This is a genomic window from Agromyces cavernae (genome assembly GCF_021044935.1).
Classification (GTDB): domain Bacteria; phylum Actinomycetota; class Actinomycetes; order Actinomycetales; family Microbacteriaceae; genus Agromyces; species Agromyces cavernae.
On sequence record NZ_JAJNMP010000002.1, the window covers coordinates 897819 to 923173 of the forward strand.

Sequence of the window (25355 nt, forward strand, 5' to 3'; positions counted from 1 at the left end):
TGCGGTGTCGGCCCGAACGCGTGGCGGTCGCCCGAAGCCGGAGATGCCTGCTTAAGCTGTGTGCCATGGCCAGACCTCCTCTCACCTTAGCCGCGTTGGCCACGGCGGCAGTGCCCGGCCTCGAGGTGCGCGCCGCCCGCGCGCACACCCGGCGCAGCCACGGGGCGTTCGACGCGGTCGAGTTCCACACGACCGACGACCGGCACCTGCTCATCCGGGTGCCGCGCTCGCAGACCGCCGAGACCGAGCAATCGGCCGACCTCGTCGCCCTTCGTGCGATGACCCCCGGAATCCGCTCCAGACTGGCGTTCCGCGTCCCCGCCTTCGTCGGCCAGGCCCCCATCGACGGCACCCGTGGCGTCGTCACCGAGTTCATTCCCGGCGCAGTGCTGGGTGCCGACGAGCTGACGGCGCACGACCGGCTCGCGGCATCCGTCGGTCTCGCCGTCGCGGCGATCCACTCGCTGCCGACCGGATTCATCGCCGACGCCGGGCTGCCCCGCCAGACGGCCGAGCAGGCGCGCGACGCGGTCGTCGAACTCGTCGGCCGGGCGGCCGACACGGGTCGCCTGCCGGCCGCGATCCTGCGCCGTTGGGAGGAGGCGACCGACGACGCCGCACTCTGGCGTTTCCGTCCGACGGTTGTGAACGGCGCGCTCACGGCCGACTCGATCGTCGTCGACGGCGACACCGTCAGCGGGGTGCTCGGCTGGGCGGCGCTCGCCGAGAGCGACCCCGCCCGCGACCTGCACTGGCTGCTCACGTCGCGCGGCCAGGCGGCCGAGGCGGCGCTGGCCGCGTACGTCGGCGCACGCAACGGGGGCGCCGATTCGCACCTCCCGCAGCGCGCCCTGCTGTACGGAGAGCTCGAGCTCGCCCGCTGGCTGCTGCACGGCGTCGACGCCCGAGATGACGCCATCGTCGAAGACGCGGTCGGCCTGCTCGACGGACTCGTCGAGAGTGTTCACGACCGGTCGAGCGAGCCGCTGTCGCCCGAGACCGGACCGATCCTCGCCGTCGACGACGTCGAACGGATGCTCGACGAGACGCCTCACGACCGGCTCGCCCGCGAGCGCGGCGGCGCACTGTTGACCGACAGCTACGACGTCTCGGAGTTCGAACGCCACGCGGCGGGCGAGCGGCCGACCCCGCCGATGGACGCGACCGCGCCCATTCCGCTCGACCTGAGCGACTGGGGCGACGCGGCGCCGGTTCGACCCGCCGATCGAAGGGTGGGTGCCGATCGCACGGCGGACCGGGCGACCGGCGATGATCAGGCCGTGGCCGACGACCCGTCGGATGCCGCCGTCTCGACCGACGACCACGCTCGGCGCAACGCTGCCTCGTCGTAGAGCCCGTCGGGCCTGATGACGCGGTCGTCCTCGACGAAGTAGAACACGGCGTCGACCGACTCGGGGTCGATGCCGGCCCAACTCGCGTACGCCAGCCGGTAGAGCGCGAGCTGCGTCTGCTTGAGCTCGAGGTCTCGAGCGTCGCGCGGCGACTTTCCGGTCTTCCAGTCGACGACCTGCACACGGATGCCCCGTGCCGCGAGTTCGCTCTCGGGATCGACATCGTACACGGCGTCGAGCTTGCACACGAAGACGTTCGCGCCGATCGGCAGGTGGAGCTCGAGTTCGACGGCCCGCGGCCTGCGACGGCCCCACTCGGAGGCGGCGAACGTGGCCTGCAGCGCACGCAGCCGCTCAGGCGAGGCATCGTCGACCACGGTGCCGCGCCCATCGCCGAGGTCGCCGGTGCCGAACCCGGCGGCGGTGGTGCCGGTGCCGGTGCCGGCGACGGAGCCGAGATCCAGGCCGGTGCCGAGAGCGAGACCGAGACCGAACGGGTCGAGCTGGTCGAGGTCGTCGAGCGCCGATGCCGCTCCCTCTCCGGTCGAGCGGTGCTCGACCCAATCGTGGAAGAGCGTGCCGACGCGGGTGGCCCGGAACGGCCGCTGCGGCATCGGCCGGCGCAGCGCAGCGCCCACCGCGGCAGGGTCGTCGACGTAGTCCTTGAACCGCGACGCCGGCACCCGGGCGGGGATCTCGATGACCGGGTCGCCCTCGTCGCGGCGACGACGCTCTTCGAGGAGCAGCCGCAGGTGCTCGGCGAGTCGTGGCCCGATGCCCGACCCGCTCGGCAGTTCGGCCGCGGCGCGCACGGCATCGGCGGCGGCCACGACCGCCGTGCGTCGTGCTCCGAGCGGGTCGAGCGGCCAGCGCGGGCGCTCGCCGAGATCGCCGCGGGGGTTCTCGTCGTCGCTCGGTGCGGTCGGCAGGACGTCGACCGGGATGATGCCCGCCTGCGCGAGCTCACGCAGGAACGGGCTGGGTAGTCGGGGTGCCTTCTGGGTCGACCACCACGATCCGGTGAGCAGGAGCTCGCCGCGAGCACGGGTGAGGGCGACGTAGGCGAGCCGCCGCTCTTCATCGGCGTGCCGCTCGCGGTTCTCCTCGGCGAACGCCGAGACCGCCTGGTCGAACTCGGCCTGGCTCTGCACGCCGCGCCACTGCAGTTCGGGCAGTTCGTCGGCATCGCCCTTGAACTCGTTCGGCAGCTCGCCGAACGCCAGCCAGCCCTTCGCGGAGCGCGGCTTGGACGGCAGCTCGGCGTCGACGAGCCGCGGAATGGCGACGAGATCCCACTCGAGTCCCTTGGAGCCGTGGATCGAGAGCACCTGCACGGCACCCGGTTCGGGTTCGTCTTGACGAGGTGCGAGGCGGTCGCGCTGCTCGGCCTCCGTGAGCCAGCCGAGGAAGGCACCGAGCGTGGGATGCTCGGCCACGTCAACGAACGCCGACAGGAGCTCGTCGAACGCCTCGAGGCTCGGGCCGGCAAGCGGCTGCGCGGCATTCGCGGCGACCTCGATGTCGAGGAGCAGCTCCTGCTGCACGAGACTCACGAAGTCGACGAGGCCGAGACCCGCGCGGCGGCGCAGGGACTGCAGCTGCGCGCCGGCGCGCCGCATGCGGGCGAGGCCGATCGCGCTGAAGTCGCGAAGTGCCGAGTGCGTGTCGGGGGCGTTCAGCAGGAAGTCGAGTGCGTCGACGATCGAGGGCGACTCGTCGGCGGCGATCGAGGCCCGCAGGCCGGCGCGCACGTCGTCGCCCAGGCGACGCGTGGAGAGGTCGCGGTCGACGAGCCACTTCGCGAGGCCGTGCAGCGCCGCGAGATCGGCAGGTCCTATGCGCCACCGGGCGCCTCCGAGCACGCGCACGAGTTCGGAACCGGCGGTCGGGTCGTGCAGCACGCGCAACGCGCACACCAGATCGGCGATGACCGGCTGGTCGAGCAGCCCGGCCATGCCGAGCACGTGCACGGGCACGCCACGCGCTCGCAGCGACGCGGTGAAGACGGCGACGTTCGCGAAGGTGCGACAGAGCAGCGCACCGGTCGCACCGTCGCCCGCGCCGCGCCCCAACCGCCGCGCGAACCAGTCGGCGACGCGATCGGCCTCGTCTTCCACGGTCTCGGCCCAGACGACGTCGAGCCGGCCTGGGCCGGCGAAGGGCGACGCGCTGAGCGGCGCCTTGGGGATCCCCGCGTCGAGCGAGGCGATGAGCACGTTCGCCGCGTCGAGCACGATGCGCGGGTTGCGCCAGCTGGTGGACAGGTCGTACACGCTCGCCGGCGCCTGTCGTGCGAAGTCACGCCCGAAGCGGGCGAGGTTCGCGGCGCTCGCGCCCCGCCAGCCGTAGATCGACTGGTCGGGGTCGCCGACCGCCATCACCGGCTGGTCGGCGAACAGCGTCGAGAGCAGTCGCGTCTGCACGACGCTCGTGTCCTGGTACTCGTCGAGCAGCACGGTTCGATACCGCTCGCGGTGCGCCGCCACGACCTCGGGGTGCCGTTGGCAGATCGCGAGCGCGAGCGCGATCTGGTCGGAGAACTCGACGTAACCGCGTTGCTGCTTCGCCGCAGCGTAGGCGTCTGCCAGCTCGAGCAGCGGCGGCAGGGCGTCGACGACGCCGAGGGCGTCGACGAACGAGGCGAAATCGGTGCGCTTGCGCGGCGCCTCGATCGGCAGGCCACGCATCTGCAGGAAGTCGCGTGCCATCGCCCGCACGTCGCGGCTGTCGGCGACGTTCTCGGCGAGCGACCGGCTGAGCGAGAGGACTGCACCCGTGATGCGGTCGAGCGTCGCGTCGAGTTCGACGAGCCGAGGGTCCGTCGATGCGACGACGACCGATCGGGCCAACTGCCAGGCGGATGCCTCGCCGAGCACCGCCGCGTCGGGCTCACGCCCGATGAGCATCGCGTGCTCGCGGTAGATCGAGCTCGCGAAGGCGTTGTAGGTACCGACCGACGCGGACTCGAGCGGATCGAGCGAGACGTCGGCGATGCCCTCGTCGACGAGTTGCGCCACGCGCTGGCGTACGCGGTCGGCGAGTTCGGCCGCGGCCTTGCGCGTGAAGGTCAGCCCGAGCACCTCGGGCACGTCGACGTGGCCGTTCGCGAGCAGCCAGACGACGCGGTTCGCCATGGTCTCGGTCTTGCCACTGCCGGCCCCCGCGACCACGATGCTCTGGCCGCGTGGGTCGGCCTCGATCACGGCGCGTTGCTCGGGGGTGGGCGCGTGCAACCCGAGCCGCGTGGCGATCTCGAGCGCGCTGAGGACCGTGGGCGTCGCGGCCGCGCTCGCACCGCTCACGCGGACACCGCCGGGACGAGGTGCACGCGGTACTGCCAGCCCGCGAAGCGCGATCGGTAGCCGAGTTCGGCGGGTCCCTCGAACTCGCTGCCGGACATGGTGCGACCGACCGCGGCGAGCCGCTCGCGGAACGCCGCTTCGGCCTCGTCGTCGAACGGCTGCTGCACGCGCTCGGTGTACGCGACGCCACGTGCAGGCTTCGCCAGGTAGACGAGCTTGGCACCGCCGAGCACGCCGCCGCTCGGGATGTCGCCTGCGCGAGCCGCGAGCTGGTAGGCCGCGAGTTGCGGATGCGCCGCCGTCTGCTCGCCCGTCGGGGGCGTGCGGCCCGTCTTGAGGTCGACGATGACCGTCGTGCCGTCGGCGGACGACTCGACCCGGTCGATCGTGCCCGAGATGCGCACCCGATCGACGACGAGCGTGAACCGCCCCTCGGCGCCGAGCAGCACCTTGCCGTCGTCGGCGAAGTTCGCGAGGTAGTCGGCGGCGCCCTCGGCCATCTTGCGGGCACCGCGCCGCTCGCGCTCGGCGACCCAGCCCGCCTCGAACCGCAGTTCGCGCCACCGCGCCTCGACCGCCGACCAGATCGTCTCGATGCTCGTGTCGCCGTCGTCGCGGGCGCCGACCTCTTCGACGACCGCGTGCACGAGCGTGCCGATCGACGCGGCGATACCCGATGGCGGTGACGCGACGTGGTCGATGAACCAGCCGAGCGGTGACTCCTCGGCGCGATCGATCTGCGACGGCGAGATCGGCACGAGCGCCTCGGGATCGCCGTCGAGATCGACGAGCGGGGCGACCGTCGAGGGGGCGGCGAGGCCGTACCAGTCGGCGGGATCGGCGCCGGGGACCCCCGCCTCGGCGAGCAGGGCGAGCGCGGCCGCAGCCTCGCCCGCCGGGGAGGCCACCGCCTCGTGGCGAAGCGCGCCGACGAGCCCGCGGAGGTGCAGCGGTCGCCGTCGCCCCGCACGGATGCGCTCGGGGGCGTAGCCCATGAGCATCGAGGGCTGCTCGTCGTCGTTGGCGGTGCAGCTGAGCACGAGTTGTCGCTCGGCGCGCGAGGCCGCGAGCGCGAACAGCCGAAGCTCGTCGCCGCGCACCGACGCGCGGGCCTCGGCCACGCCCTCGGGCGAGGGCGACGACGCCCCCGACCGTGCGGCCGCCGCGGCACGGGCGAGCAGCCCCGCGTGCAGCAGGGTGCCTCGCGGACGCAGGTTCGGCCAGACGCCGTCTTGCAGGCCGGCGACGACGACCACGTCGAAGGAGCGGCCGATGAGGGCGGGCGGCGTGGCCACGACGACGGTCTCGGCGCTGCGCTGCGGCGCCAGCGAGTCTTCGGGCAGCTCGCTCGCGAGCACCTCGTCGACGAACCGCACGGCCGAGCCGTCGGGCTCGCGCTCGACATGGCGCTGGGCCGCCGCGAAGAGCGCCACCGCGGCGTCGAGCGCGCGGTTCGCCTCGTCGGCGAGCACACCGGTGCCGCGTGCCTGCGCGCCCCACTCGGTCGCGAGGCCGCTGCCGTCCCACAGCGCCCACAGGATGTCCTCGATCGAGCCGCCGCTCACGGCGACGGCTCGTGCTGCGCCGAGCACCTTCGCGAGCCGGGCGGCGCGACGCGCGGGTGCGGCGTCGATCGTCTCGAAGCCGCCGGGTGCGGCGAGGGCATCGACGAGCAGCTCGTCGCCCGTGCGGTCGCCGCCCGCCGCGAGCTCGTCGTGCCGAAGCGCCAGTCGGAGCCGACGAAGACCGACGCCGTCGAGGCGCCCGATGGGCCCGGTGAGCAACGCGATCGCCAGTTCTGGACCGAGCGGCTCACGGTCGAGCACGAGCGACGCAGCCGAGAGGAGGGCGGCCGCCGCCGGTGCGTCGCGCAACGCCGTGCGGGCTGCGCTGCCGGCGGTGGGGACGTCGGCGAGCGCGAGCCCGCGTTCGAAGGCGGGCACGTCGCCGCCGGACCTCAGCACGACCGCCATCTTCGACCACGGCACCCCGTCGAGCAGGTGGCGTTCGCGGAGCACCCCGGCGACGGCCTGGCACTCGGCCGCGTGCGAGGCCGCCTCGATGCCGAGAACCGGAACGAGCGCGTCGAGAGCCGGCTCGGTGGAATCGGACGAGGTCGCCATCGCCGCGGTGCGATGCCGCCCGCCGAGCGCCGTGCCGATGTGCGCGGTGGCCGACTGCACGACACCGCGCAGTGCCGCGTTGCCGCGGTGCACCGACGGCAGCTCGACGCGGCTCACCTCGGCACCGTCGAGCACGGCTGCGAGCGAGCCCAGCAGCTCGGGGCGGCCGCCTCGGAAGCCGTTGCTGGCGACATCGGGGTCGCCGAGCGCCACCACCTGGGTGCCTCGTGCGGCGAATGCGCCGAGCAGCGCGGCCGTGGTCTCGGTCGCCTCTTGCGCGTCGTCGACGACGAGCAGGCGCAACCCGGCCAGGGTGCCGAGCGCCCGTGCCGCATCGGGATCTTCGACACTGCGCCGCACGATCGCCGCGGCGAAGGCGCCGAGCTCGCTCGAATCGAACTGGGAGGGGCGCAGCTGCTCTTTGACCTCGGCGTACTCTGCGAGAAACGCTGCTGCTGCGACCCATTCGGGCCGGCCCCCGCGCCGCCCCAGCTCGCTGAGCTGCTCGGCCCCGACGCCGTGCTCGACCGCGCGCATCATGAGGTCGCGCAGCTCGGATCGGAACCCGCGAAGCACCCGCACGTCGGGCGTGAGGGGTTCGGGCCACTCGGGCCCGAAGCCGTCTCGGATGCCGCCCTCGAGGAGCTCGCCGATGATGTGGTCGTGCTCGGCGCCCGTGAGCAGCGTGACCGGCGACCCGGTGTACGCCCGAACGAACTGGAACGCGATCGAGTTCGCGGTGCGCGCGAGCGGGCCCCGCGTGGTGACCGCGAGTCGCACGGCGAGCGCATCACGCAGGGAGGTGGCGGCCGAGCGCGTGGCCGACACCACGAGAACCTCGTCGCTGGAGTAGCCCAGTCGCTCGACGCGATCCGCCACGAGCTCGATCGCGAGGGTCGTCTTGCCGCTGCCGGGCGCGCCGAACACCGCCGTGTGCTCGCCTGTCGCGAGCTGTTCGAGGAGGTGGGGAACGGACCGGGTGCCCTGCATGGGCGCAACGCTAACCCGTTCCGCCGACAGTGAACGCGAACGGCTCGGCACGTCGGGTGTCGTAGTGTTTCAGGAACAGCAGAAAGGTGCACCGTGGACGTTCGCATCGGCATCCAGAACTCACCCCGTGAACTCGGTTTCGAGACCTCCCAGTCGGCGGCCGAGGTCGAGCAGGCGGTCGCCGCCGCCCTCGCCGGGCAGTCGCCGTTGCTCAAGCTCGCCGACGACAAGGGCACCGTCTACGTGGTCCCGGCCGCCGCCCTCGCCTACGTCGAGATCGGCTCCGAGGAGTCGCGTCGCGTCGGCTTCGTCGCCTGACGATGGAACTCCTCTTCGTCGCCGTCGGCGGGGCGATCCTCGGCGTCGCCGCCCACTTCGCGTTCCACTACCGGCACCTGCGCGGCGTCGTCGTCGTGCCGGCGATCGGCACCGCCGTCGCTGCGGTCGTGTGGGTCGGCCTCACCTGGCTCGGATGGGCATGGGACGGCGGCTGGATCTGGGTCGTCTCGCTCGTCGCGGCCGGGCTCGCCTCCGCGGCATCCGCGTACCTCATCGGCCCGGGGCGCGAGCGCGCCGATGCCGCGCTCTTCGAGCGGCTGTCGCGTCCCGGCAGCGGGCGCGCCTGACCGGCTGAGCGCCGTACGGCTGCCGGCGCAGCTCAGGCGGTGAGGCCGAGCGCGTCCATGCGTCGCGTGTGATCGGCGATGAGCTCGGTGAACACCGGCTCGACACGCTCGCCCGACCGATCGGCCGAGTCGCTCGCGCGAAGCGCCGACCGCGCGATGAGCAACGTGTCGCCGACGATGCTGCGCCCCCAGAGGGCGAGTCGGTCGGCGAGGCCCGGGTCTGCCTGGATCGCCGCGCGCAGCTCGGATTCGAGCACGCTTGCGGCGCCCGCCTCGTTCAGGATGGCGCGCACCCGGGTTCCGAGTTCGGTGGGCAGTCCCTCGGCGAGGCGTGAGAAGTAGCCGTCGAGCATGCCCGAGGTCACGTGGATGCCGAGCAGCAGCTCGTACCAGTCGGCGCCCGCGGTCGACTCGCCGAGCCGGTCGGTCGCCGGCGCGAACGGCGCCATCACCGCCTCGGGCTCGACGTCGAGGCGGCGCAGCTCGGCGATGAGGGCGTGGTGCTTGCGCAGCGCGACGCCGGCGGCGGCACTCAGGCCCTCCTTCGCGGCGAGCGTCGGCGCCGTCGCCACCGCGCGGGAGAGCGACTCGAAGAAGTCGAGCTGGATGTAGGCGGCCTGGCCGAGGAACGCCACCGGCTCGGGGACGAGCTCGGTGAAGTCCATGCGGGTGAACTCGGTCGGGACGACCCGCGGACGCAGCCGCGGCAACTCGGGGCGCGCGCCGCGCCGGTTCGACCACATCACCACGGACACAGCCTATCCGAGGGCTCACAGACAGTCTCCGATAGGGTGGAGGCTGCACGCGGGCGATGGAACCGCGGCCGTGCGCCTGGGGTTGAGAACGGGGCGCATCCTTCACCGTCACTTTCAGGCAACACCGACAGGCAGGCTTTTGAGCACTTTCACCGAACTCGGCATCGCGTCCGACATCGTCGACGCACTCGCCGGGAAGGGCATCGTCGATGCCTTCCCCATCCAGGAACAGACCATCCCCCTCGCCCTCTCGGGCCAGGACATCATCGGCCAGGCGAAGACCGGCACGGGCAAGACCTTCGGGTTCGGCCTTCCGCTCATCCAGCGCCTCGGCGACGACCCCGAGCCCGGCGTCAAGGCGCTCGTCGTGGTGCCGACCCGCGAACTCGCGGTGCAGGTGACCGAAGACCTCGAGCTCGCCACCTCGAACCGGCCCACGAAGGTCGTCTCGATCTATGGCGGAAAGGCGTACGAGGGCCAGATCGAGCAGCTCAAGGCGGGCGCGCAGATCGTCGTCGGAACGCCCGGCCGCCTCATCGATCTCGCGAACCAGCGCATCCTCTCGCTCGCCGACGCGCACGAGGTGGTGCTCGACGAGGCCGACAAGATGCTCGACCTCGGGTTCCTGCCCGACATCGAGAAGATCTTCTCCAAGGTGCCGGCGACGCGCCACACGATGCTCTTCTCGGCCACCATGCCGGGTCCGATCGTCGCCCTCGCGCGCCGCTTCATGTCGCGCCCCATCCACATCCGCGCGAACGACCCCGACGAGGGCCTCACGCAGGCGAACATCAAGCACCTCGTGTACCGGGCGCACTCGCTCGACAAGGACGAGGTCATCTCGCGCATCCTGCAGGCCGATGGTCGCGGCAAGACCGTGATCTTCACGCGCACCAAGCGCGCGGCGGCGAAGCTCGTCGAAGAGCTCAACGACCGCGGCTTCAATGCCGCCGCCGTGCACGGCGACCTGAACCAGGACCAGCGCGAGCGCGCCATGGCCGCGTTCAAGGCCGGCAAGAAAGACGTGCTGATCGCCACGGATGTCGCGGCACGCGGCATCGACGTCGACGATGTCACCCACGTGATCAACCACACGATCCCCGACGACGACAAGACGTACCTGCACCGCGCCGGCCGCACCGGCCGTGCGGGCAAGACGGGCATCGCCGTCACCTTCGTCGACTGGGACGACCTGCACAAGTGGGCGCTCATCAACCGGGCGCTCGAGTTCGGCCAGCCCGAGCCGACCGAGACGTACTCGTCGAGCCCGCACCTCTACGCCGACCTCGACATCCCCGCGGGCACGAAGGGCAGGCTGAAGCCCGCCTCGGCCGCGGCCGCACCGACACGCTCGGCCACCGCCGGGCGCCACGAGTCGCGCTCCGAGGCATCCGGCGACCGTCCGCCGCGAAACCGCACCCGCAATCGCACCCGCGGCGGCCGCCCCGCCGGCGACGCCTCGTCGGCGCCCGCTCCCGCATCGGCCGACGGTGCCGCGGCGGTCGCCCCCGTCAAGGAGGCCGGAACCGGAACCCACGACGGCAAGGGACACGAGCACCACGACGGCAAGCCCGCGCCCCGTCGCCGTCGTCGTCGTGGCGGCCGCGGCGGCGGTCAGGCGGCCGCGGCGACGACCCCGCAGGCCTGACGCCGGGCGCGCCCGTCGCCGAATCGGTGCTGGAGTGCCGGAACGGCGGATCACGCGCTGCACTCGCGCGCCGATCCGGCACTCACGAGGGAGAGATCAGGGCAGCACCGGCTGCGCGCCCCGCCCCTCGGCGAGGACCTTCGCGACCACGTCGGGCGCCGTGCGGCACTCGCCCAGCCGGTTCGGCTTGCCCGTGCCGTGGTAGTCGCTCGAACCGGTGATCTCGAGGCCGAATCGGGCGGCCAGCTCGCGCAGCCGCGGTTTCGCGTCGGCACGATTCTCGGGATGGTCGACCTCGAGCCCGAAGAGGCCGGCGTCGACGAGCTGGCGGAGCCGCCTCGGCGGGACGACCTGCTCGGCACCGCGCGTGCCGGGGTGTGCGAGCACGGGGACGCCGCCCGCCGCCCGGATCAGGCGCACGCCCTCGAGCGGGTCTGGCGCATAGTGCGGCCGGGCGTAGCCCCACTGCGGGTGCAGGATGCTCGCGAAGGCGGCCGACCGATCGGGCGCGTGCCCCCGCGCGACGAGGGCATCGGCGATGTGCGGGCGACCGATGGTCGCGCCCTCGGCGGTCTGCGCGAGCACGTCGTCCCAGGTGAGGGGATAGTCGCGGCCGATGCGGCGCACGATGTCTTCGGCCCGCGAGAGCCGCGACTCGCGGATACGGGCGGTCTCGTCGACGAGCGCCCTGTCGAGCGGATCGATGAGGTAGCCGAGCAGGTGCACGCTCATGTAGCCCTCGCGAGTCGACAACTCCATGCCCGGGATGAGCGCGACACCGGTCTCGGACACGGCCGCGGCGGCCTCGGCCCAGCCGCTCGTCGAGTCGTGGTCGGTCAGGGCGATGCCCCAGAGCCCGGCGGCGGCGGCCTGCTCGAGCAGGCGCGCGGGCGACTCGGTTCCGTCGGACACCGTGGAGTGCGTGTGCAGGTCGGCTTCGCCGTTCCCCGCAGGGGCGTCTGACATCCCTCAATGCTAGTGCGGCGTCTCACCGCCGACTCCCAGCGCGTCGGCCCTATCGTGGATGGAATGCTCCCCCGCATCATCGGCTGGGCCATCGTGCTCGGTACCGCCGCCGTTGCGTTCGTGCTGGTCTGGCCGCAAGCGCTCGGCCTGCAGAACCAGTGGGTCGCCGCGCACGTCGTCGCCCTGCGCGGTGCGGCGGCGGCAGCGGGCATCGCGGCCGCGGTCGCCTTCGCGCTCATCGCGATCCCCCGCGGTTCGCGTCGCTTCGGCATCGCGATGGCCACAGTGCTCGCGCTGTTCGCGGCGGGCAACATCGCCGTGCTCGCCGTGCGCGGCACGGGCGGGGCCGCAGTCGCCGAGGCCGGGACATCCGACACCGTCACCGTGCTCGCGTGGAACACGCTCGGCGAGGTTCCCGACGCGCAGACGATCGCCGGGCTCGCGCTCGACGAGGGCGCCGACATCGTGGTGCTGCCCGAGACGACCGACCCGCTCGGCGAGGCGGTCGCCATCGCGATGCGCGAGGGCGGGAGCCCGATGTGGGTGCACACCCAGGCGTACGACGACATCGCGAAGGCGCGGTCGACGACACTGCTCATCAGCCCCGACCTCGGTTCGTACGCAGTGACGTCGGCGGAGTCCCCCGGGCCGCCTGGCAACACGAACACGCTGCCGAGCGTCGTCGCCGACCCCGTCGACGGCGTCGGCCCGCGCATCGTCGCGGTGCACGCCGTGGCCCCCATCAGGTGGGAGCTGCGCAATTGGCGCAGCGACCTCGACTGGCTCGCCGCGCAGTGCGAGGGCGACGACGTGATCATGGCGGGCGATTTCAACGCGACGCTCGACCACTTCGCCGGACACGGCACCGACGGCGGCGATCTCGGTCGCTGTTCGGATGCCGCGGCCGCGGCCGATTCCGCGGCGCTCGGCACCTGGCCGACCGAGGTGCCGCCCCTGCTCGGCAGCCCGATCGACCACGTGCTCGCGACGCCCGGCTGGACCGTCGAGAGCTTCCGCGTGATCGACGACCTCGACGGCGCGGGCAGCGATCACCGACCCATCGTGGCGACGCTGAGCCGGGGCTGACGGGCCAGCCGGGCGCCGCCTCCGCCTCCCCGCCCTCCCTGACCCGTCTCTCCCCGGCCTCGCCCGCCCCCTCCCCCGTGATGTCGCGCGAATGGTCGTCAACGTCGTCATGAGCGAGCGATTCGCGCGACACCACCGGCCTGAGGGAAGCCGCGGGCGGTGCGAGAATGGGTGGCATGGCGAATTCGAGCGACACCTCCACCACTGAGACCGCGGCTCCGGCCGTCACCGACGAAGAGGCGGGTCGAAACGCGAATCGCTCGACGACGCCGAGCTCCGAGGGGTTCAAGCGATTCATCGGCAGCGGCTGGGCCGACCGTGACGAGACGCTGCCGTCGGCGCGCGAGCAGGCGCCGTACGCCGCGGCCCGGCGCGCGAAGGTCTCGGCCGCGTTCCCCGGCCAGCGCCTCATCGTGCCCGCCGGCGACATGAAGCAGCGGGCCAACGACACCGACTATCCTTTCCGCGCGCATTCCGCGTTCGCGCACCTCACCGGTTGGGGCTCCGACTCCGAGCCGGGCGCCGTGCTCGTCTTCGAGCCCACCGCCGATGGCCACGAGGCCACCGTCTACTTCCGCGAGCGTGCCGGCCGCGACTCCGAGGAGTTCTACGCCAACCCCGCGATCGGCGAATTCTGGATCGGCGCCCGCCCGTCGCTCGCGCACGTCGCGGCCGACCTCGCCGTGGCGACGCGCGGCCTCGACGAGTTCGACCATGTGGTCGACGCCGTCGACACCGCGACCCTCGTGCTGCGCGAGGCCGATGCATCCGTCACCGAGCGTGTCGACCACGCGCGCATCCGGTTCGCCGCAGAGCAGGCGCTGTCGACGAATGCGGCCGACGCGCCGTTCTCGATCGAGGTCGGCGACTCGCACGAGCCCGACGGCGAGCTCGCCCGGGTCGTCTCCGAACTGCGGCTCGTGAAAGACGAGTTCGAGCAGGCCGAGATGCGCGCCGCGATTGCGGCGACCGAGCGCGGCTTCACCGAGGTCATCGCCGAGCTGCCGCGCATCACCTCCGAGGTGCGCGGCGAGCGCGTCATCGAGGGTGTCTTCGCCACGCGTGCCCGCCTCGAGGGAAACGACGTCGGCTACGGGTCGATCGCCGCGGCCGGCCCGCACGCGACGATCCTGCACTGGACCCGCAACGACGGCCCCGTGGTATCCGGCGACCTCGTGCTGCTCGACGCCGGCGTCGAGCTCGACAGCTACTACACGGCCGACATCACGCGCACCTTCCCCGTCAGCGGCACCTACTCGGCGGTGCAGCGCCAGGTCTACGAGGCCGTGCTCGAAGCCGCCGACGCGGCGTTCGCTGTCGTGAAGCCCGGAGCGGTCTTCCGCGAGGTGCACGCCGCCGCGATGCAGGTCATCGCCCGAAAGACCGCCGAGTGGGGCTTCCTGCCGGTCTCGGCCGAGGAGTCGCTCGAGCCCGACAACCAGTTCCACCGCCGCTACATGGTGCACGGCACGAGCCACCACCTCGGCCTCGACGTGCACGACTGCGCGCAGGCGCGTCGCGACATGTACATGGACGGCGTGCTCGAGGCCGGCATGGTCTTCACGATCGAGCCCGGGCTCTACTTCCAGCCCGACGACCTCACGGTGCCCGAGGAATTCCGCGGCATCGGCGTGCGCATCGAAGACAATATCCTCGTCACCGCCGACGGAGCCGAGAACCTCTCGGCGGGCATCCCGCGGACCGCCGACGAGGTCGAGGCCTGGGTGCGCGGCGCGCGCAACTGAGCACGTCGCCACCATCCGATCTGCGGCGCCGCTCGTCCTCCTTCACCGAGCGTGCACTCCGCGCCCTTCGGAGGGGCGACGACTGCACTCTCGGTCTCGCTCGGCACCCGATGCTGCCGCGTCCGATCCTCGAACGTGCATTCCGCCCCTCGGGGGGCGACGACTGCACTCTCGGTCTCGCTCGGCACCCGATGCTGCCGTGTCCGATCCTCAAGTGTGCACTCCGCGCCCCCTCGGGGGGCGACGACGGCACTCTCGGCGCGGCTTCGGCGCGGGTGGCGCGGCTTCCGCGCGGGTGACCGACGTCGCTCGCGTCAGGTCGACGCCGACGCGCTGCGTTCGGCACGGCGGGCGCGCGACCACGCCCAGAACCGGGCGAGCTGGCGCTTGGTGAACGCGGCGAGGCGTTTCGCCCAGGCGAACTCGGTGCCGAGGATCGCGAGCCCGAGGAACACGATGAGCCACCCCGGGCCGGGCAGCGGCACGAGCAGGAGTCCGAGCACGGCGATGGTGCCGCCGAGCATGGCGACGACGAGGCGATAGGCGCGACGCAGCGCCGGCCGGCCCTCGATGCGACGACGGATGCCCCGCAGGAGTCGTCGGATCGGCCGGTCGGGTCGCTCGCCCTCGGCGATCTCGTGCTGAAGTTCGCGCTCGGTCACCATGGTCGACACGATATATCGCGAGTCTGGGAGAGCGCCGAGGCATGCCCGGAATACCGTGCACCACCGAGTCGAGGGTGCACCCCGCGCCCTGCTGAGGGCGACGAACGCACTCTCGACTTCAGGGCGAGGAAGGGGCGGGATGGCCCGGCTCGCGCGTGCGCGGGCTCAGTCGCCCGCGCTTCGGCGCTCGCGCGCGGCGCGTCGCGCCGCGTCCTGCGCCTCGCCGTAGGTGAGACCGCGCGGCTCATCGTCGACCGCTTCGTCGTTCGCAGCGTCGGATGACCCGGCCCCGGCGTCGTCCGTCGACCCATCGGTCGCGCCTGCCACCGGCGTGGCCGCGGGCGGCGCGGCCGGTGACGCGACCGGCGCGGCCGGGACATCCGTCGTTCCGAGCACCTGGCGCGCCCTGGTGACGTGCGCCGGTTCGGCGATGATCGCGTAGCGGGTGGCCAGCACCTGCATGGTCGAGGTGAAGTCTCGGCGGCGGCGGTTGACCGAGTAGGAGACGAGGCCGAAGATCATGCCGGCGCCGGCGCCGAGCAGGATCGCCGCCAAGAGGATGCCGACCGAGGTGCCCGTCGGCGAGAAGATGAAGAACAGCAGGCCGAGGAAGGTTCCGAACCACGCGCCCGAGATCGCTCCCGCGCCACCGGCACGCCCCCACGTCAGCTTGCCCGTGATGCGCTCGACCGTGGTCAGGTCGGTGCCGACGATCGCGAGCTCCTTCACGGGGAACTCCGCCTTGGCGAGCGTGTCGACCGCCGCCTGCGCCTCGGGATAGGTCTCGAAGGTCGCAACGGTCTCACCCTTCGGCAGGGTGGGGTATGCGCGGCCCATGCGGCCGCCGAACGGCGATTGGTTCGTCACCTCGCCATTCTCCCATGTCGGCAGTCGACGGCCCGCTCGCCAAGCGGTGGGGTTGAGGCGTGCGGGGGCTAAGTTGGAAGCGTGAGCGCCACGAGAGTCTTCGTCGCCCGACTCGCCGGGTCCCCTGTCTTCGACCCCAATGGCGAGCGGGTCGGAAAGGCGCGCGACGTGCTCGTCGTGTATCGCAAGAACGACCCGCCGCGGGTCGTCGGCCTCATCGTCGAGATCCCGGGCAAACGCCGCGTCTTCGTCTCGATCGGGCGGGTCACCTCGATCAGCGGCGGCCAGATCATCACGACCGGACTCATCAACCTTCGCCGCTTCGAGCAGCGCGGCGGCGAGGTGCGCGTCATCGCCGAGATGCTCGGGCGCAAGGTCGCCTTCAACGACGGCTCGGGAGTCGCGACCATCGAAGACGTCGCGATCGAGGAGCAGGAGCTCGGGGAGTGGGAGGTCGACCAGCTCTTCGTGCGGCGGCCGAAGGGCGCCTCGCCGTTCTCGAAGGGCCAGTCCGCCTACGTCACCTGGCGCGAGGTGCGTGAGGCGAACGCACCCGGCGAGGCGCAGTCGGCCGAGCAGCTCATCGCGACGTACTCCGAGCTGAAGCCCGCCGACCTCGCGAACACCCTGCTCGACCTGCCCGCGCAGCGACGGCAGGAAGTGGCCGAAGAGCTGCCCGACGACCGGCTCGCCGACGTGCTCGAAGAGATGCCCGAGTCCGAGCAGGTTCACATCCTCGCCGGACTCGGCGACGACCGCGCCGCCGACGTGCTCGACCACATGCAACCCGATGACGCCGCCGACCTCATCGCGCAGCTCCCCGACGAGCGCGGCGAGCACCTGCTCGAGCTCATGGAGCCCGAGGAGGCCGACGACGTGCGCTTCCTGCTCTCGTACGGCCCCGACACGGCCGGTGGCCTCATGACGCCCGAGCCGATCATCGTGTCGGCCGACGCGACGGTCGCCGAGGGGCTCGCGCTCATCCGCCGCCACGATCTGCCGCCCGCGCTCGGCGCCGCCGTGTGCGTGACCCTGCCGCCGTACGAGCCGCCGACCGGCCGGTTCCTCGGCATCGTGCACTTCCAGCGCATGCTGCGCTACCCCCCGCACGAGCGACTGGGCACCCTCATCGACCAGGGCCTCGAACCCGTCAGGGCCGACACCTCCGCCGCCGAGGTCAGCCGCATCCTCGCCAGCTACGACCTCGTGTCGGTGCCGGTCGTCGACGAGAAGCATCGACTCGTCGGGGTGGTGACGATTGACGACGTGCTCGACTACCTCCTGCCCGATGACTGGCGAAGTCATCCCGAGGATTCCGATATGGGCCGCCGCGCCGCGGCGCGCGCCCAGCTGATGACCGGAAGTATCCCGATCCCACCCGGAAGGAGGGCAGGAGATGGCACGCACTGACGTCGAAGACCGTCGATTCGACACCCCGAAGGGCACCCGCCGATCCGTGCCCTTCCGCGGGTCGGGCGACAGCGACCGATTCGGCCGCTTCACCGAGTGGGTCGCGCGCGGCATGGGAACCCCGGGCTTCCTGCTCGGACTCACGGTGTTCGCCCTCGCCTGGATGGGCTGGAACACGTTCGCGCCCGAGCCCGTGCGCTTCGATTCGATCGCGATCGGATTCACCGCGCTGACGCTCGTGCTCTCGCTGCAGGCGTCGTACGCGGCGCCGCTCATCCTGCTCGCGCAGAACCGTCAAGACGACCGCGACCGCGTGCAGATCGAGCAGGACCGCCAGCGCGCCGAGCGCAACCTCGCCGACACCGAGTACCTCGCACGCGAGGTCGTCGCACTCCGCCTCGCGATGAAGGACCTCGCCTCGCGGGAGTTCATCCGCGCCGAACTGCGTGCGGTGCTCGAGGAGCTCGACCGTCGCGACGAAGACGACGAGGCGGAGCATGTCGCACGCTGACTCAGGCGGGCACAGCCCGGTGCTCGACCCGACGGCACTCGAGGCGGCGGTGCGCGCCGCGCTCACGAGTGTCATCGACCCCGAGATCCGCAAGCCGATCACCGAGCTCGACATGGTCGACCGCGTCGTCGCCGGCGATGACGGGCGCGTCGAGGTCGGCATCCGCCTGACGATCGTCGGATGTCCCGCCTCCGACCGCATCGAACGGGATGTGCGACAGGCCGCCGAGTCCGTGGCCGGTGCGGGCAGGGCCGTCGTCGAGCTCTCGGTGATGACGCCCGAGCAACGGGCCGCCCTCACCGAGCGCCTGCGCGGCGGTCGGGCTCGCACCAATCCGTTCGGGCCGGGCACCCTCACCAAGGTGCTCGCGGTCACGAGCGGCAAGGGCGGCGTCGGCAAGTCGACGATCACCGCGAATCTCGCGGTCGCGCTCGCGGCGCGCGGGCTCGCGGTCGGGCTCGTCGACGCCGACGTGCACGGCTTCTCCATCCCCGGGCTGCTCGGCCTCGTCGACGATGCCGGGCTCGCGGCACGACCGACCCGGGTCGACGAGATGATCCTCCCTCCAGTGGCTCACGGCGTGAAGGTGATCTCGATCGGCATGTTCGTCGAGCCGAGCGAAGCGGGCGGCCGCGCCTCGTCGACGGCGGTCGCCTGGCGCGGGCCGATGCTGCATCGCACCCTGTCGCAGTTCCTCACCGACGTGTACTTCGGCGACCTCGACGTGCTCCTCGTCGACCTGCCGCCCGGCACGGGCGACGTCGCGATCTCGCTCGGGCAACTGCTGCCCAACGCCGAGGTCGTCGTCGTGACGACGCCGCAACCCGCGGCGGCCGATGTCGCCGAGCGTTCGGGCGTGGTCGCGCGGCAGACGGGTCAGCGCATCGTCGGGGTCATCGAGAACATGGCCGGCCTCGTGCAGCCGGGCGGAGAAGTGCTCGAACTCTTCGGTGCAGGTGGCGGCGAACTCGTGGCCGAGCGGCTCTCGGCAGGTCGAGACGAACCGGTGCCGCTGCTCGCGAGCGTGCCGCTCAGCATGGCGCTGCGCCAGGGCGGCGACGCAGGTGTGCCCGTCGTCATCGCCGCGCCCGACGATCCCGCCGCTCGCGCCATCGAGGCGGCGGCGGCCCGGCTCGCCGCACTCCCCCGCGACCTCGCCGGCCGGCGGCTCGACGTCAGCCTGCGATGACTCCGATGCCGCGCGCCAGTCGGATCGGCCGGTTCCCGGTCGGCGCCGCGATCGCGCTCGTCACGATCGGTCTCACGGGGTGCGCGGCGCCGGCGGGGCCGGCCGGTGTACCCGACGGCATCACCGCCGAGCTGCGGCAGGGACGCTTCGACGTCGAGGATCGGAAGCTCGTCGTGAAGGTCGAGAACGCCGGTCCGTCCGCCGTCGAGATCGAGCGACTCGCGGTCACGGCGCCGGTCTTCAACGCTCCGCTCGAACGAGGGAAGCCGCTCGACCTGTCCTCCGGCGACAGCATCGACATCCGCATCGATCTGCCCGCCCCCCAGTGCGGCACCGGCGAGGGCCGGCCGCTCGTCGAGCTGCGTGGCCGTTCGGGCGACGAGCGTTTCGACGGCTCCATCGCCCCGGCCGACCCGTTCGGCACCCTCGAGCGCATCGGCGCCACCGACTGCCTCACCGCCTCGGTCGATGCCGTGGCTGCGATCACACTCCCCGAGCATCTGCGAACCACGGGCGACGGGGCCGCGCAACGCGCCTGGATCGACGTGGTGATCACTCCCGAGCCGACCGGCGACGCGTCGTTCGTCGTCGATGTCGTGCACGGCACGACCCTGCTCGGCGCCGAAGACGGCCCCGAATGGCCGCTCGCGCTCGAGGTCGCCGCGGGCGGCGAGCCGATCACGGTGCCGCTCGCCGTGCGCCCGGCGCGGTGCGACGCGCACGCGATCGCCGACGACAAGCGCGGCACGATCCTGCCGTTCGAGGTCACGACGGGCGACGGGCTCACCGGACGGATCGACCGATCGTCGGGCGACGCACTGCAGGCCGAGCTGTACGACTACGTGACCGAGCGCTGCGGCCTCGGTACGGTGCCGGTCGAGTAGCGACGCAGGAGCGTATCGAGACCACCGCCGGGATCTCGATACGGCGCTGGCGCGCCTACTCGATCGACGGGCAATGCCGCGCTGGCGCGCCTACTCGATCGACGGGCAATGCCGCGCCGGCGCGCCTACTCGATCGACGGGCAATGCCGCGTCGGCGCGCCTACTCGATCGACGGGCAATGCCGCGCCGGCGCGCCTACTCGATCGGCGAACGCGTCGGCTCCACCACGCGCGCCAGCAGCTCCACGAGCAGCCGCTCGGTGAGCGGCCCCGGCAGCGCCTCGACGAGCGCGAGCACGGGCGCCATCCGTTCGGGCAGGGCGCCACCACCCGGCGCGTCACCCGATGAGCCGTCGCCGAGCAGCCCCGCCGCCCGCAGCAGCGCCGCTGCGCTCTCGGCGTCGAGCCCGTCCCCGGCAGCGGCCGCCGCGGCCTCGAGCGCTTCCGCTCCTCCCGGCACCGCCGATGCGAGACCTGCCACCACTAGTGCACCATCGGCGGCCGGCACCCCGCGCACCGCCTCGGCCGCATCGTCGAGCGCCTGTGTCAGCTCGGGCAGCACCGCCTCGGTGACGGGCGTCACCGTGAGGTGCGTGGTGTGCGGCAGCCGGGTGCCGTCGGCCTGGACGAGCCCGGGCTGCAGTTGCAGGTGCCACCCCGAGGCGCGGGCCGCGTCGGCCCAGTGGTGCGGGTCGACCCTCCGGTCGACGGGCACCGAGTCGTCGGTCGCCACGGCGAGCAGCGGTCCGACGGGCGTGCCGACGACCCGGAGGCCCTCGAGGTCCTCGACGCACGAGCGCAGCGCGGCGGTCGCACGTGCCGCGCGGCCGATGAGCTCTGCGAAACCGGGCTCGCCGAGCGCCTCGATGATGGCCCACGCAGCGGCGAGCGGACCTGCGGGCTTCGACCCCGTCATGGTCGGGTTCACGACGGGATAGCCGGGCCACGCGGTCGTCGCGAAGTACTGGTGGCGCTGCCGGTCGCGTCCGCGCGTGAGCAGCACCGAGACGCCCTTGGGCGCGTACCCGTACTTGTGCAGGTCGGCCGAGAGGCTCGTCACTCCCGGCACCGAGAAGTCCCACGCGGGCAGGCGATCGGGCCAGAACGCGAGCGCGAACCCGCCGATGCACGCGTCCACGTGCAACGCGATGCCCCGCGGGGCCGTGATCGCCGCGACATCCGCCACGGGGTCGAGGCTCGCGAACGGGTACGACGGCGCGCTGACGACCACGAGGGCGACATCGTCGCCGAGGCGCTGCTCGATGTCGGCGACGGCGGGAACGCCGGTCGCGGGGTCGACGGCCACGAGGTCGAGCTCGAGGCCGAGGTAGTGCGCGGCCTTGTGGAATGCGGCGTGCACGGTGACCGGGGCGACGATGCGGGGCACCCGGGGCGTCCCGCGGCGGGCCGAGCGCCAGGCATCGCGCGCGGACTTCACGGCGAGCAGGCAGCTCTCGGTGCCGCCCGAGGTGACCGAGCCGACCACGTCGTCGTCACCGCCGAACACCGATCGCGCGAAGCCGACGACCGCGGCCTCCATCACGGCGACGGACGTGAACGTCGTCGGATCGAGTCCGTTGACCGGTTGCGCGAGCCGAGCCGCCGCCCCCGCGAGCTCGTCCAGCTCGGCGACTCCCGAGTCGTACACGTAGGAGAGCACGCGACCGCCGTGGGTGGGCGCGTCGGCGGCGCGCAGCGCCTCGAGCTCGGCGAGGATGTCGGATGCCTCGCGGCGCAGGTCGATCCGGCGCAGGTCGGTCACGGGGTGCTCCATTCGGGCGAGGCCGCTGCGTCGGCGTTCACGTCGGCCCGTCGCAGCGGGTAGGCACGCAGCACGACCACGCTGACGAGCACGAGCACGGCGGGGATGACGCTGAACGCCACGGCGATGCCGGCGATCGCGGTCGGCGACTGCGTCACGGTCGAAGCGCCGACCGACTCGAGGTAGCCGGTGAGCGCGAGCACGACCGTGAGCAGGGTGGCGCCGAGCGCCATGCCCGCCGTCTCGCCCGCGGTCCACACCCCGCCGAAGCTGCCGGCGCGGTCGACGCCGGTCTGGCGCGCGTCGTGCGAGATCACGTCGGGCAGCATGGCCATGGGCAGCGACTGCATGCCCGCGTACGCAGCACCCGCGACCGCGACGGGCAGGTACACCCACGGCCCCGGCGCCCAGACGAGCACGACCATGCTGAGCGCGGCGACGGCGAACACGAGGCTCGCGAGCCGGAACCCGCGCTCCTTGCCGACCCGCCCCGCGACGCGCTGCCAGACCGGGGCGAGCAGCACGGCCGGCGCGATGAGCGCGATGAAGAGCAGCGTGACCGCCGCCTCGGAGTCGAGCACCCACGTCGCCACGAACTGCGCTCCCGCAAGCATCAACCCGGTCGCGAGCCCCTGCAGCACGAAGGCGCCGAGCAACGCCCGGAACGGCAGGCTGCGCCGGAGCGCCAGGAGGCCCTCCCGGTACCCGTCGGCGGGCTTCGCCGCGGCGGGCGCGGCCGGCGGCGGGACATCCGATCGCTTCGCGGTGCCCGCGCTCACGAACATGCCCGCGCCGATCACGAGGCCGGCGACGATCGCCATGACCAGGTAGCCGACCTGCTCGTCGGCGAACGCGCGACGCAGCTCGGGCCCGCCCGCACCGAACAGCAGGATCGCGATCGTGAGCACGACGACCCGCCAGGTGAGCAACCGCGTGCGCTCGTCGTAGTCGGGCGTCAGCTCGGCCGGCAGGGCGATGTACGGCACCTGGAAGAGGCTGAAGGCGGTCGCGGTCGCGAGGAACGCGACGAAGACCCAGACGCCGGATGCCCCGGGCGCGAGGCCGGCCGGCACCGCGAACGTGAGCGCGAACCCCACGGGAAGGGCGATCGCGCCGACGAGCATCCACGTGCGGCGGGTGCCCGTGCGGGCGAGGGCGCGGTCGCTGCGCGCGCCGATCCACGGGTCGATCACGACGTCCCACACCTTGGCCGCGGTGACGACGAGTCCGGCGATGAGCGCACTCACGCCCAGGGTGTCGGTGAGGTAGTACACGAGCACGAGGCCGGGCAGGGTCGCGAAGCCGCCGGTGCCGATCGAACCGATCGCATACCTGGCCACGACCCCGCGCGAGAGAGGTCGCTCCACTGCGGTCATGGAGGCAGTGTACTCACTGCCCGGCGAAGTGGGTCATTTGACCTAGACTGTGCTGATGCGAGCCGCGATCGCCTCCCCCGCCCTCTTCGAGCGCCTCACCGACGACGTCGTCGCGTCGGGCGCCGAGACCACCGCCGTTCCCACCCCGTCGACCGGGGAGGTGCTGCACCACCTGCCCCGTTCGAGCGCCGACGACGTGCGCGACGCCGTCGCCCGAGCGCGCCTCGCGCAGCTGGCGTGGGCTCGCGCGGGGTTCGCCGAGCGCCGCCGCGTGCTGCTGGCCGCGCACGACCTCATCCTCGAGCGTCGCGAGCTGCTGCTCGACCTCGTGCAGCTCGAGAGCGGCAAGACCCGCGGCCAGGCCTTCGAGGAGGTCTACCAGGCGGCCGGCGCCACCCGTTACAACGCGCTCGCGGCGCGCCGAGTGCTCGGCGGGCGCCGCAAGCGGTCGGGCGTGCCGACCATCACGACCACCAGGGTGCGCTACCGCCCGAAGGGCGTCGCCGGGGTCATCACCCCGTGGAACTACGCACTCAGCCTCGCGGCGATGGACGCGGTGCCCGCCCTCGCGGCCGGCTGCGCCGTCGTGCAGAAGGCCGACGACCAGGGCGCCCTCACGATCCTCGCGCTGCGGCGCGCGTTCATCGATGCCGGCGTTCCCGAGGCGCTGTGGGCGGTCGTCGCGGGTCCCGCGGCCGAGGTCGGTGAGGCGCTGACCGACGAGGTCGACTACATCTGCTTCACCGGATCCACCGCCACGGGCCGCAGGATCGGCGAGAAGGCCGGGCGACGCCTGGTCGGGGCATCCCTCGAGCTCGGCGGCAAGAACGCCCTGCTCGTGCTCGACGACGTCGACCCGGCGCAGGCGGCGTCCGGCGCGGCGCACGCCGCGTTCTCGGCGATGGGCCAACTGTGCGTCTCGATCGAGCGAATCTACGTCGACCAGAAGGTCGCCGCGCCGTTCCAGCGCGCCCTCATCGGGCGACTTCGCGAGGCGAAGCTCGGCTCGGCGCTCGAGTACGACGCCGACTACGGCTCGCTCGCGAGCGCCGCCCAGCTCGAACGGGTCGAGGCGCACCTCGCCGACGCGGTCGCGAAGGGCGCGACCGTGCTCGTCGGCGGCAAGCATCGTCCCGACGTCGGGCCGTGGTTCTTCGAGCCGACCGTGCTCACCGGCGTCACCCCCGACATGTCCGTCTACGCCGAAGAGACCTTCGGCGCGATCGCGAGCCTCTACCTCGTAGGCGGCGACGACGAGGCCGTGTTGGCCGCGAACGCGAGCGACTACGGCCTGAACGCGGCGGTCTTCACCCGCTCACCGAGCCGCGCCCGTCGCATCGCCGACGCACTCGAGGCCGGCAGCGTGAACATCAACGAGGGCTACCGCGGGGCGTTCTCATCGGTCGCCGCTCCCATGGGCGGCATCAAGCAGTCGGGTCTCGGGCGCCGCAACGGCGAAGCCGGGCTGCTGCGCTTCGTCGACCCCGTGACGATCTCGTCGACCACCGGGCTCCTGCAACTGCCGCGCACCGCGGCCGACTACAGCCGTCTGATCCCGCCGCTGCTGCTGCTCGCGCGGGTGCTCAAGGCCGCCCGCCGCGCCTGACGCAGGCGACGCGGCATCCGACCGATCCCGGCGCGCGACGACGCAGCCGCCTCAGCCGCCTAGGTCGCCTCGGAGTCGAACGGCGCGGGCTCTTCGGTGCCGAGCGCCTCGCGCTTGCGCTTGCGCTGCAGGTAAGCCGAATTCTCGTTGACGGCCGCCCGGCCGACGACGGGAGCCGGCGACTTCTCTTCGGCGAACGGGTCGACGTCGGTGAGCGCCTCGCGGATGATGCGACGCGGGTCGTACTGGCGCGGGTCGAGCTTCTTCCAGTCGAGGTCGTCGAAGTCGGGACCCATCTCTTCGCGCATGCGGTCTTTCGCCCCGGTCGCCATGTCGCGCAGCGATCGTACGAGCCGCCCGAGCTGCGCGGCGTAGTGCGGCAACCGTTCGGGGCCCAACAGGAAGACGGCGATCACCCCGATGATGAGGAGCTTCTCGAACGTCAGACCGAACATCCCTACAGGATAGTCGGCGGCGAGGCGTACGAACGCCA

Annotated in this window: 20 protein-coding genes; 11 read left to right on the plus strand and 9 right to left on the minus strand. The window is 72.6% G+C overall.

The features are described from left to right. Positions 1-65 precede the first annotated feature (65 nt). A complete protein-coding gene (locus LQ757_RS10190; protein WP_231047092.1) occupies positions 66-1352 on the plus strand; it encodes a phosphotransferase in 1287 nt (428 codons plus the stop codon). Here the strand turns inward: LQ757_RS10190 and LQ757_RS10195 are convergent. Together LQ757_RS10195 and LQ757_RS10200 are read right to left on the minus strand one after the other, a co-directional pair. Next, on the minus strand, positions 1274-4654 hold the full coding sequence (locus LQ757_RS10195) for an ATP-dependent helicase (protein ID WP_231047093.1): 3381 nt from the start codon (positions 4652-4654) through the stop codon (positions 1274-1276). The two genes, LQ757_RS10190 and LQ757_RS10195, sit on opposite strands and share 79 nt — an antisense overlap. Further along, complete coding sequence (locus LQ757_RS10200) at positions 4651-7767, minus strand: UrvD/REP family ATP-dependent DNA helicase (RefSeq protein ID WP_231047094.1); 3117 nt, start codon at positions 7765-7767, stop codon at positions 4651-4653. The genes LQ757_RS10195 and LQ757_RS10200 overlap by 4 nt, the downstream gene beginning before the upstream one ends. Positions 7768-7860: 93 nt before the next feature. Here LQ757_RS10200 and LQ757_RS10205 point away from each other — a divergent pair, with 93 nt between their 5' ends. After that, the gene (locus tag LQ757_RS10205) at positions 7861-8085 is read left to right on the plus strand and encodes a DUF3107 domain-containing protein (RefSeq protein ID WP_231047095.1); all 225 of its coding nucleotides are present in this window, start codon (positions 7861-7863) and stop codon (positions 8083-8085) included. Positions 8086-8087: 2 nt separating this feature from the next. Then, a complete protein-coding gene (locus LQ757_RS10210; protein WP_231047096.1) occupies positions 8088-8393 on the plus strand; it encodes a hypothetical protein in 306 nt (101 codons plus the stop codon). Between the two features lie 32 nt (positions 8394-8425). Here LQ757_RS10210 and LQ757_RS10215 read toward each other — a convergent pair whose 3' ends face one another. Then, on the minus strand, positions 8426-9136 hold the full coding sequence (locus LQ757_RS10215) for a ferritin-like fold-containing protein (RefSeq protein WP_231047344.1): 711 nt from the start codon (positions 9134-9136) through the stop codon (positions 8426-8428). 151 nt (positions 9137-9287) lie between these two features. Here LQ757_RS10215 and LQ757_RS10220 point away from each other — a divergent pair, with 151 nt between their 5' ends. Next, positions 9288-10796, plus strand: a complete 1509-nt coding sequence (locus LQ757_RS10220) for a DEAD/DEAH box helicase (protein WP_231047097.1) — start codon at positions 9288-9290, stop codon at positions 10794-10796. A gap of 96 nt (positions 10797-10892) precedes the next feature. Here LQ757_RS10220 and LQ757_RS10225 read toward each other — a convergent pair whose 3' ends face one another. Further along, a complete protein-coding gene (locus LQ757_RS10225) occupies positions 10893-11762 on the minus strand; it encodes a PHP domain-containing protein (protein WP_231047098.1) in 870 nt (289 codons plus the stop codon). A 63-nt stretch (positions 11763-11825) separates the two neighbouring features. On the opposite strand from LQ757_RS10225, the gene LQ757_RS10230 reads away from it, so the two are divergent. Further along, positions 11826-12848 carry an endonuclease/exonuclease/phosphatase family protein gene (locus tag LQ757_RS10230; RefSeq protein ID WP_231047099.1) on the plus strand — a complete coding sequence of 341 codons (1023 nt, stop codon included), beginning with the start codon at positions 11826-11828 and terminating at the stop codon, positions 12846-12848. A gap of 176 nt (positions 12849-13024) precedes the next feature. Continuing rightward, the gene (locus tag LQ757_RS10235) at positions 13025-14593 is read left to right on the plus strand and encodes an aminopeptidase P family protein (protein WP_231047100.1); all 1569 of its coding nucleotides are present in this window, start codon (positions 13025-13027) and stop codon (positions 14591-14593) included. Positions 14594-14907: 314 nt separating this feature from the next. Here the strand turns inward: LQ757_RS10235 and LQ757_RS10240 are convergent, their stop codons facing one another. Beyond that, positions 14908-15258, minus strand: a complete 351-nt coding sequence (locus tag LQ757_RS10240) for a TIGR02611 family protein (RefSeq protein ID WP_231047101.1) — start codon at positions 15256-15258, stop codon at positions 14908-14910. A gap of 165 nt (positions 15259-15423) precedes the next feature. Next, the gene (locus LQ757_RS10245; RefSeq protein WP_231047102.1) at positions 15424-16125 is read right to left on the minus strand and encodes a YflT domain-containing protein; all 702 of its coding nucleotides are present in this window, start codon (positions 16123-16125) and stop codon (positions 15424-15426) included. Positions 16126-16206: 81 nt separating this feature from the next. On the opposite strand from LQ757_RS10245, the gene LQ757_RS10250 reads away from it, so the two are divergent. From LQ757_RS10250 to LQ757_RS10265, 4 genes are read left to right on the plus strand one after another with little or no spacing between them, the layout of a single operon-like run. Further along, entirely contained in the window at positions 16207-17535 is a 1329-nt protein-coding gene (locus LQ757_RS10250; protein WP_231047103.1) for a magnesium transporter MgtE N-terminal domain-containing protein, read from the plus strand. Then, positions 17522-18046, plus strand: a complete 525-nt coding sequence (locus LQ757_RS10255; protein ID WP_231047104.1) for a DUF1003 domain-containing protein — start codon at positions 17522-17524, stop codon at positions 18044-18046. The genes LQ757_RS10250 and LQ757_RS10255 overlap by 14 nt, the downstream gene beginning before the upstream one ends. Further along, the gene (locus LQ757_RS10260; RefSeq protein ID WP_231047105.1) at positions 18033-19235 is read left to right on the plus strand and encodes an Mrp/NBP35 family ATP-binding protein; all 1203 of its coding nucleotides are present in this window, start codon (positions 18033-18035) and stop codon (positions 19233-19235) included. Before LQ757_RS10255 ends, LQ757_RS10260 begins: the two co-directional genes overlap by 14 nt. Before the next feature lie 5 nt (positions 19236-19240). Next, on the plus strand, positions 19241-20119 hold the full coding sequence (locus tag LQ757_RS10265; RefSeq protein ID WP_231047106.1) for a hypothetical protein: 879 nt from the start codon (positions 19241-19243) through the stop codon (positions 20117-20119). Between the two features lie 195 nt (positions 20120-20314). Here LQ757_RS10265 and LQ757_RS10270 read toward each other — a convergent pair whose 3' ends face one another. Further along, positions 20315-21880, minus strand: coding sequence for a pyridoxal phosphate-dependent decarboxylase family protein (locus LQ757_RS10270; protein WP_231047107.1), 1566 nt, complete (start codon positions 21878-21880; stop codon positions 20315-20317). Beyond that, positions 21877-23256 carry an MFS transporter gene (locus LQ757_RS10275; RefSeq protein ID WP_231047108.1) on the minus strand — a complete coding sequence of 460 codons (1380 nt, stop codon included), beginning with the start codon at positions 23254-23256 and terminating at the stop codon, positions 21877-21879. The genes LQ757_RS10270 and LQ757_RS10275 overlap by 4 nt, the downstream gene beginning before the upstream one ends. Positions 23257-23311: 55 nt before the next feature. Here LQ757_RS10275 and LQ757_RS10280 point away from each other — a divergent pair, with 55 nt between their 5' ends. Next, positions 23312-24862 (plus strand): succinic semialdehyde dehydrogenase, encoded by a 1551-nt coding sequence (locus LQ757_RS10280; RefSeq protein ID WP_231047109.1) that lies wholly within the window; start codon positions 23312-23314, stop codon positions 24860-24862. Between the two features lie 59 nt (positions 24863-24921). Here the strand turns inward: LQ757_RS10280 and LQ757_RS10285 are convergent, their stop codons facing one another. Beyond that, positions 24922-25317 carry a sec-independent translocase gene (locus LQ757_RS10285; protein ID WP_231047110.1) on the minus strand — a complete coding sequence of 132 codons (396 nt, stop codon included), beginning with the start codon at positions 25315-25317 and terminating at the stop codon, positions 24922-24924. Between the last annotated feature and the right edge of the window lie 38 nt (positions 25318-25355).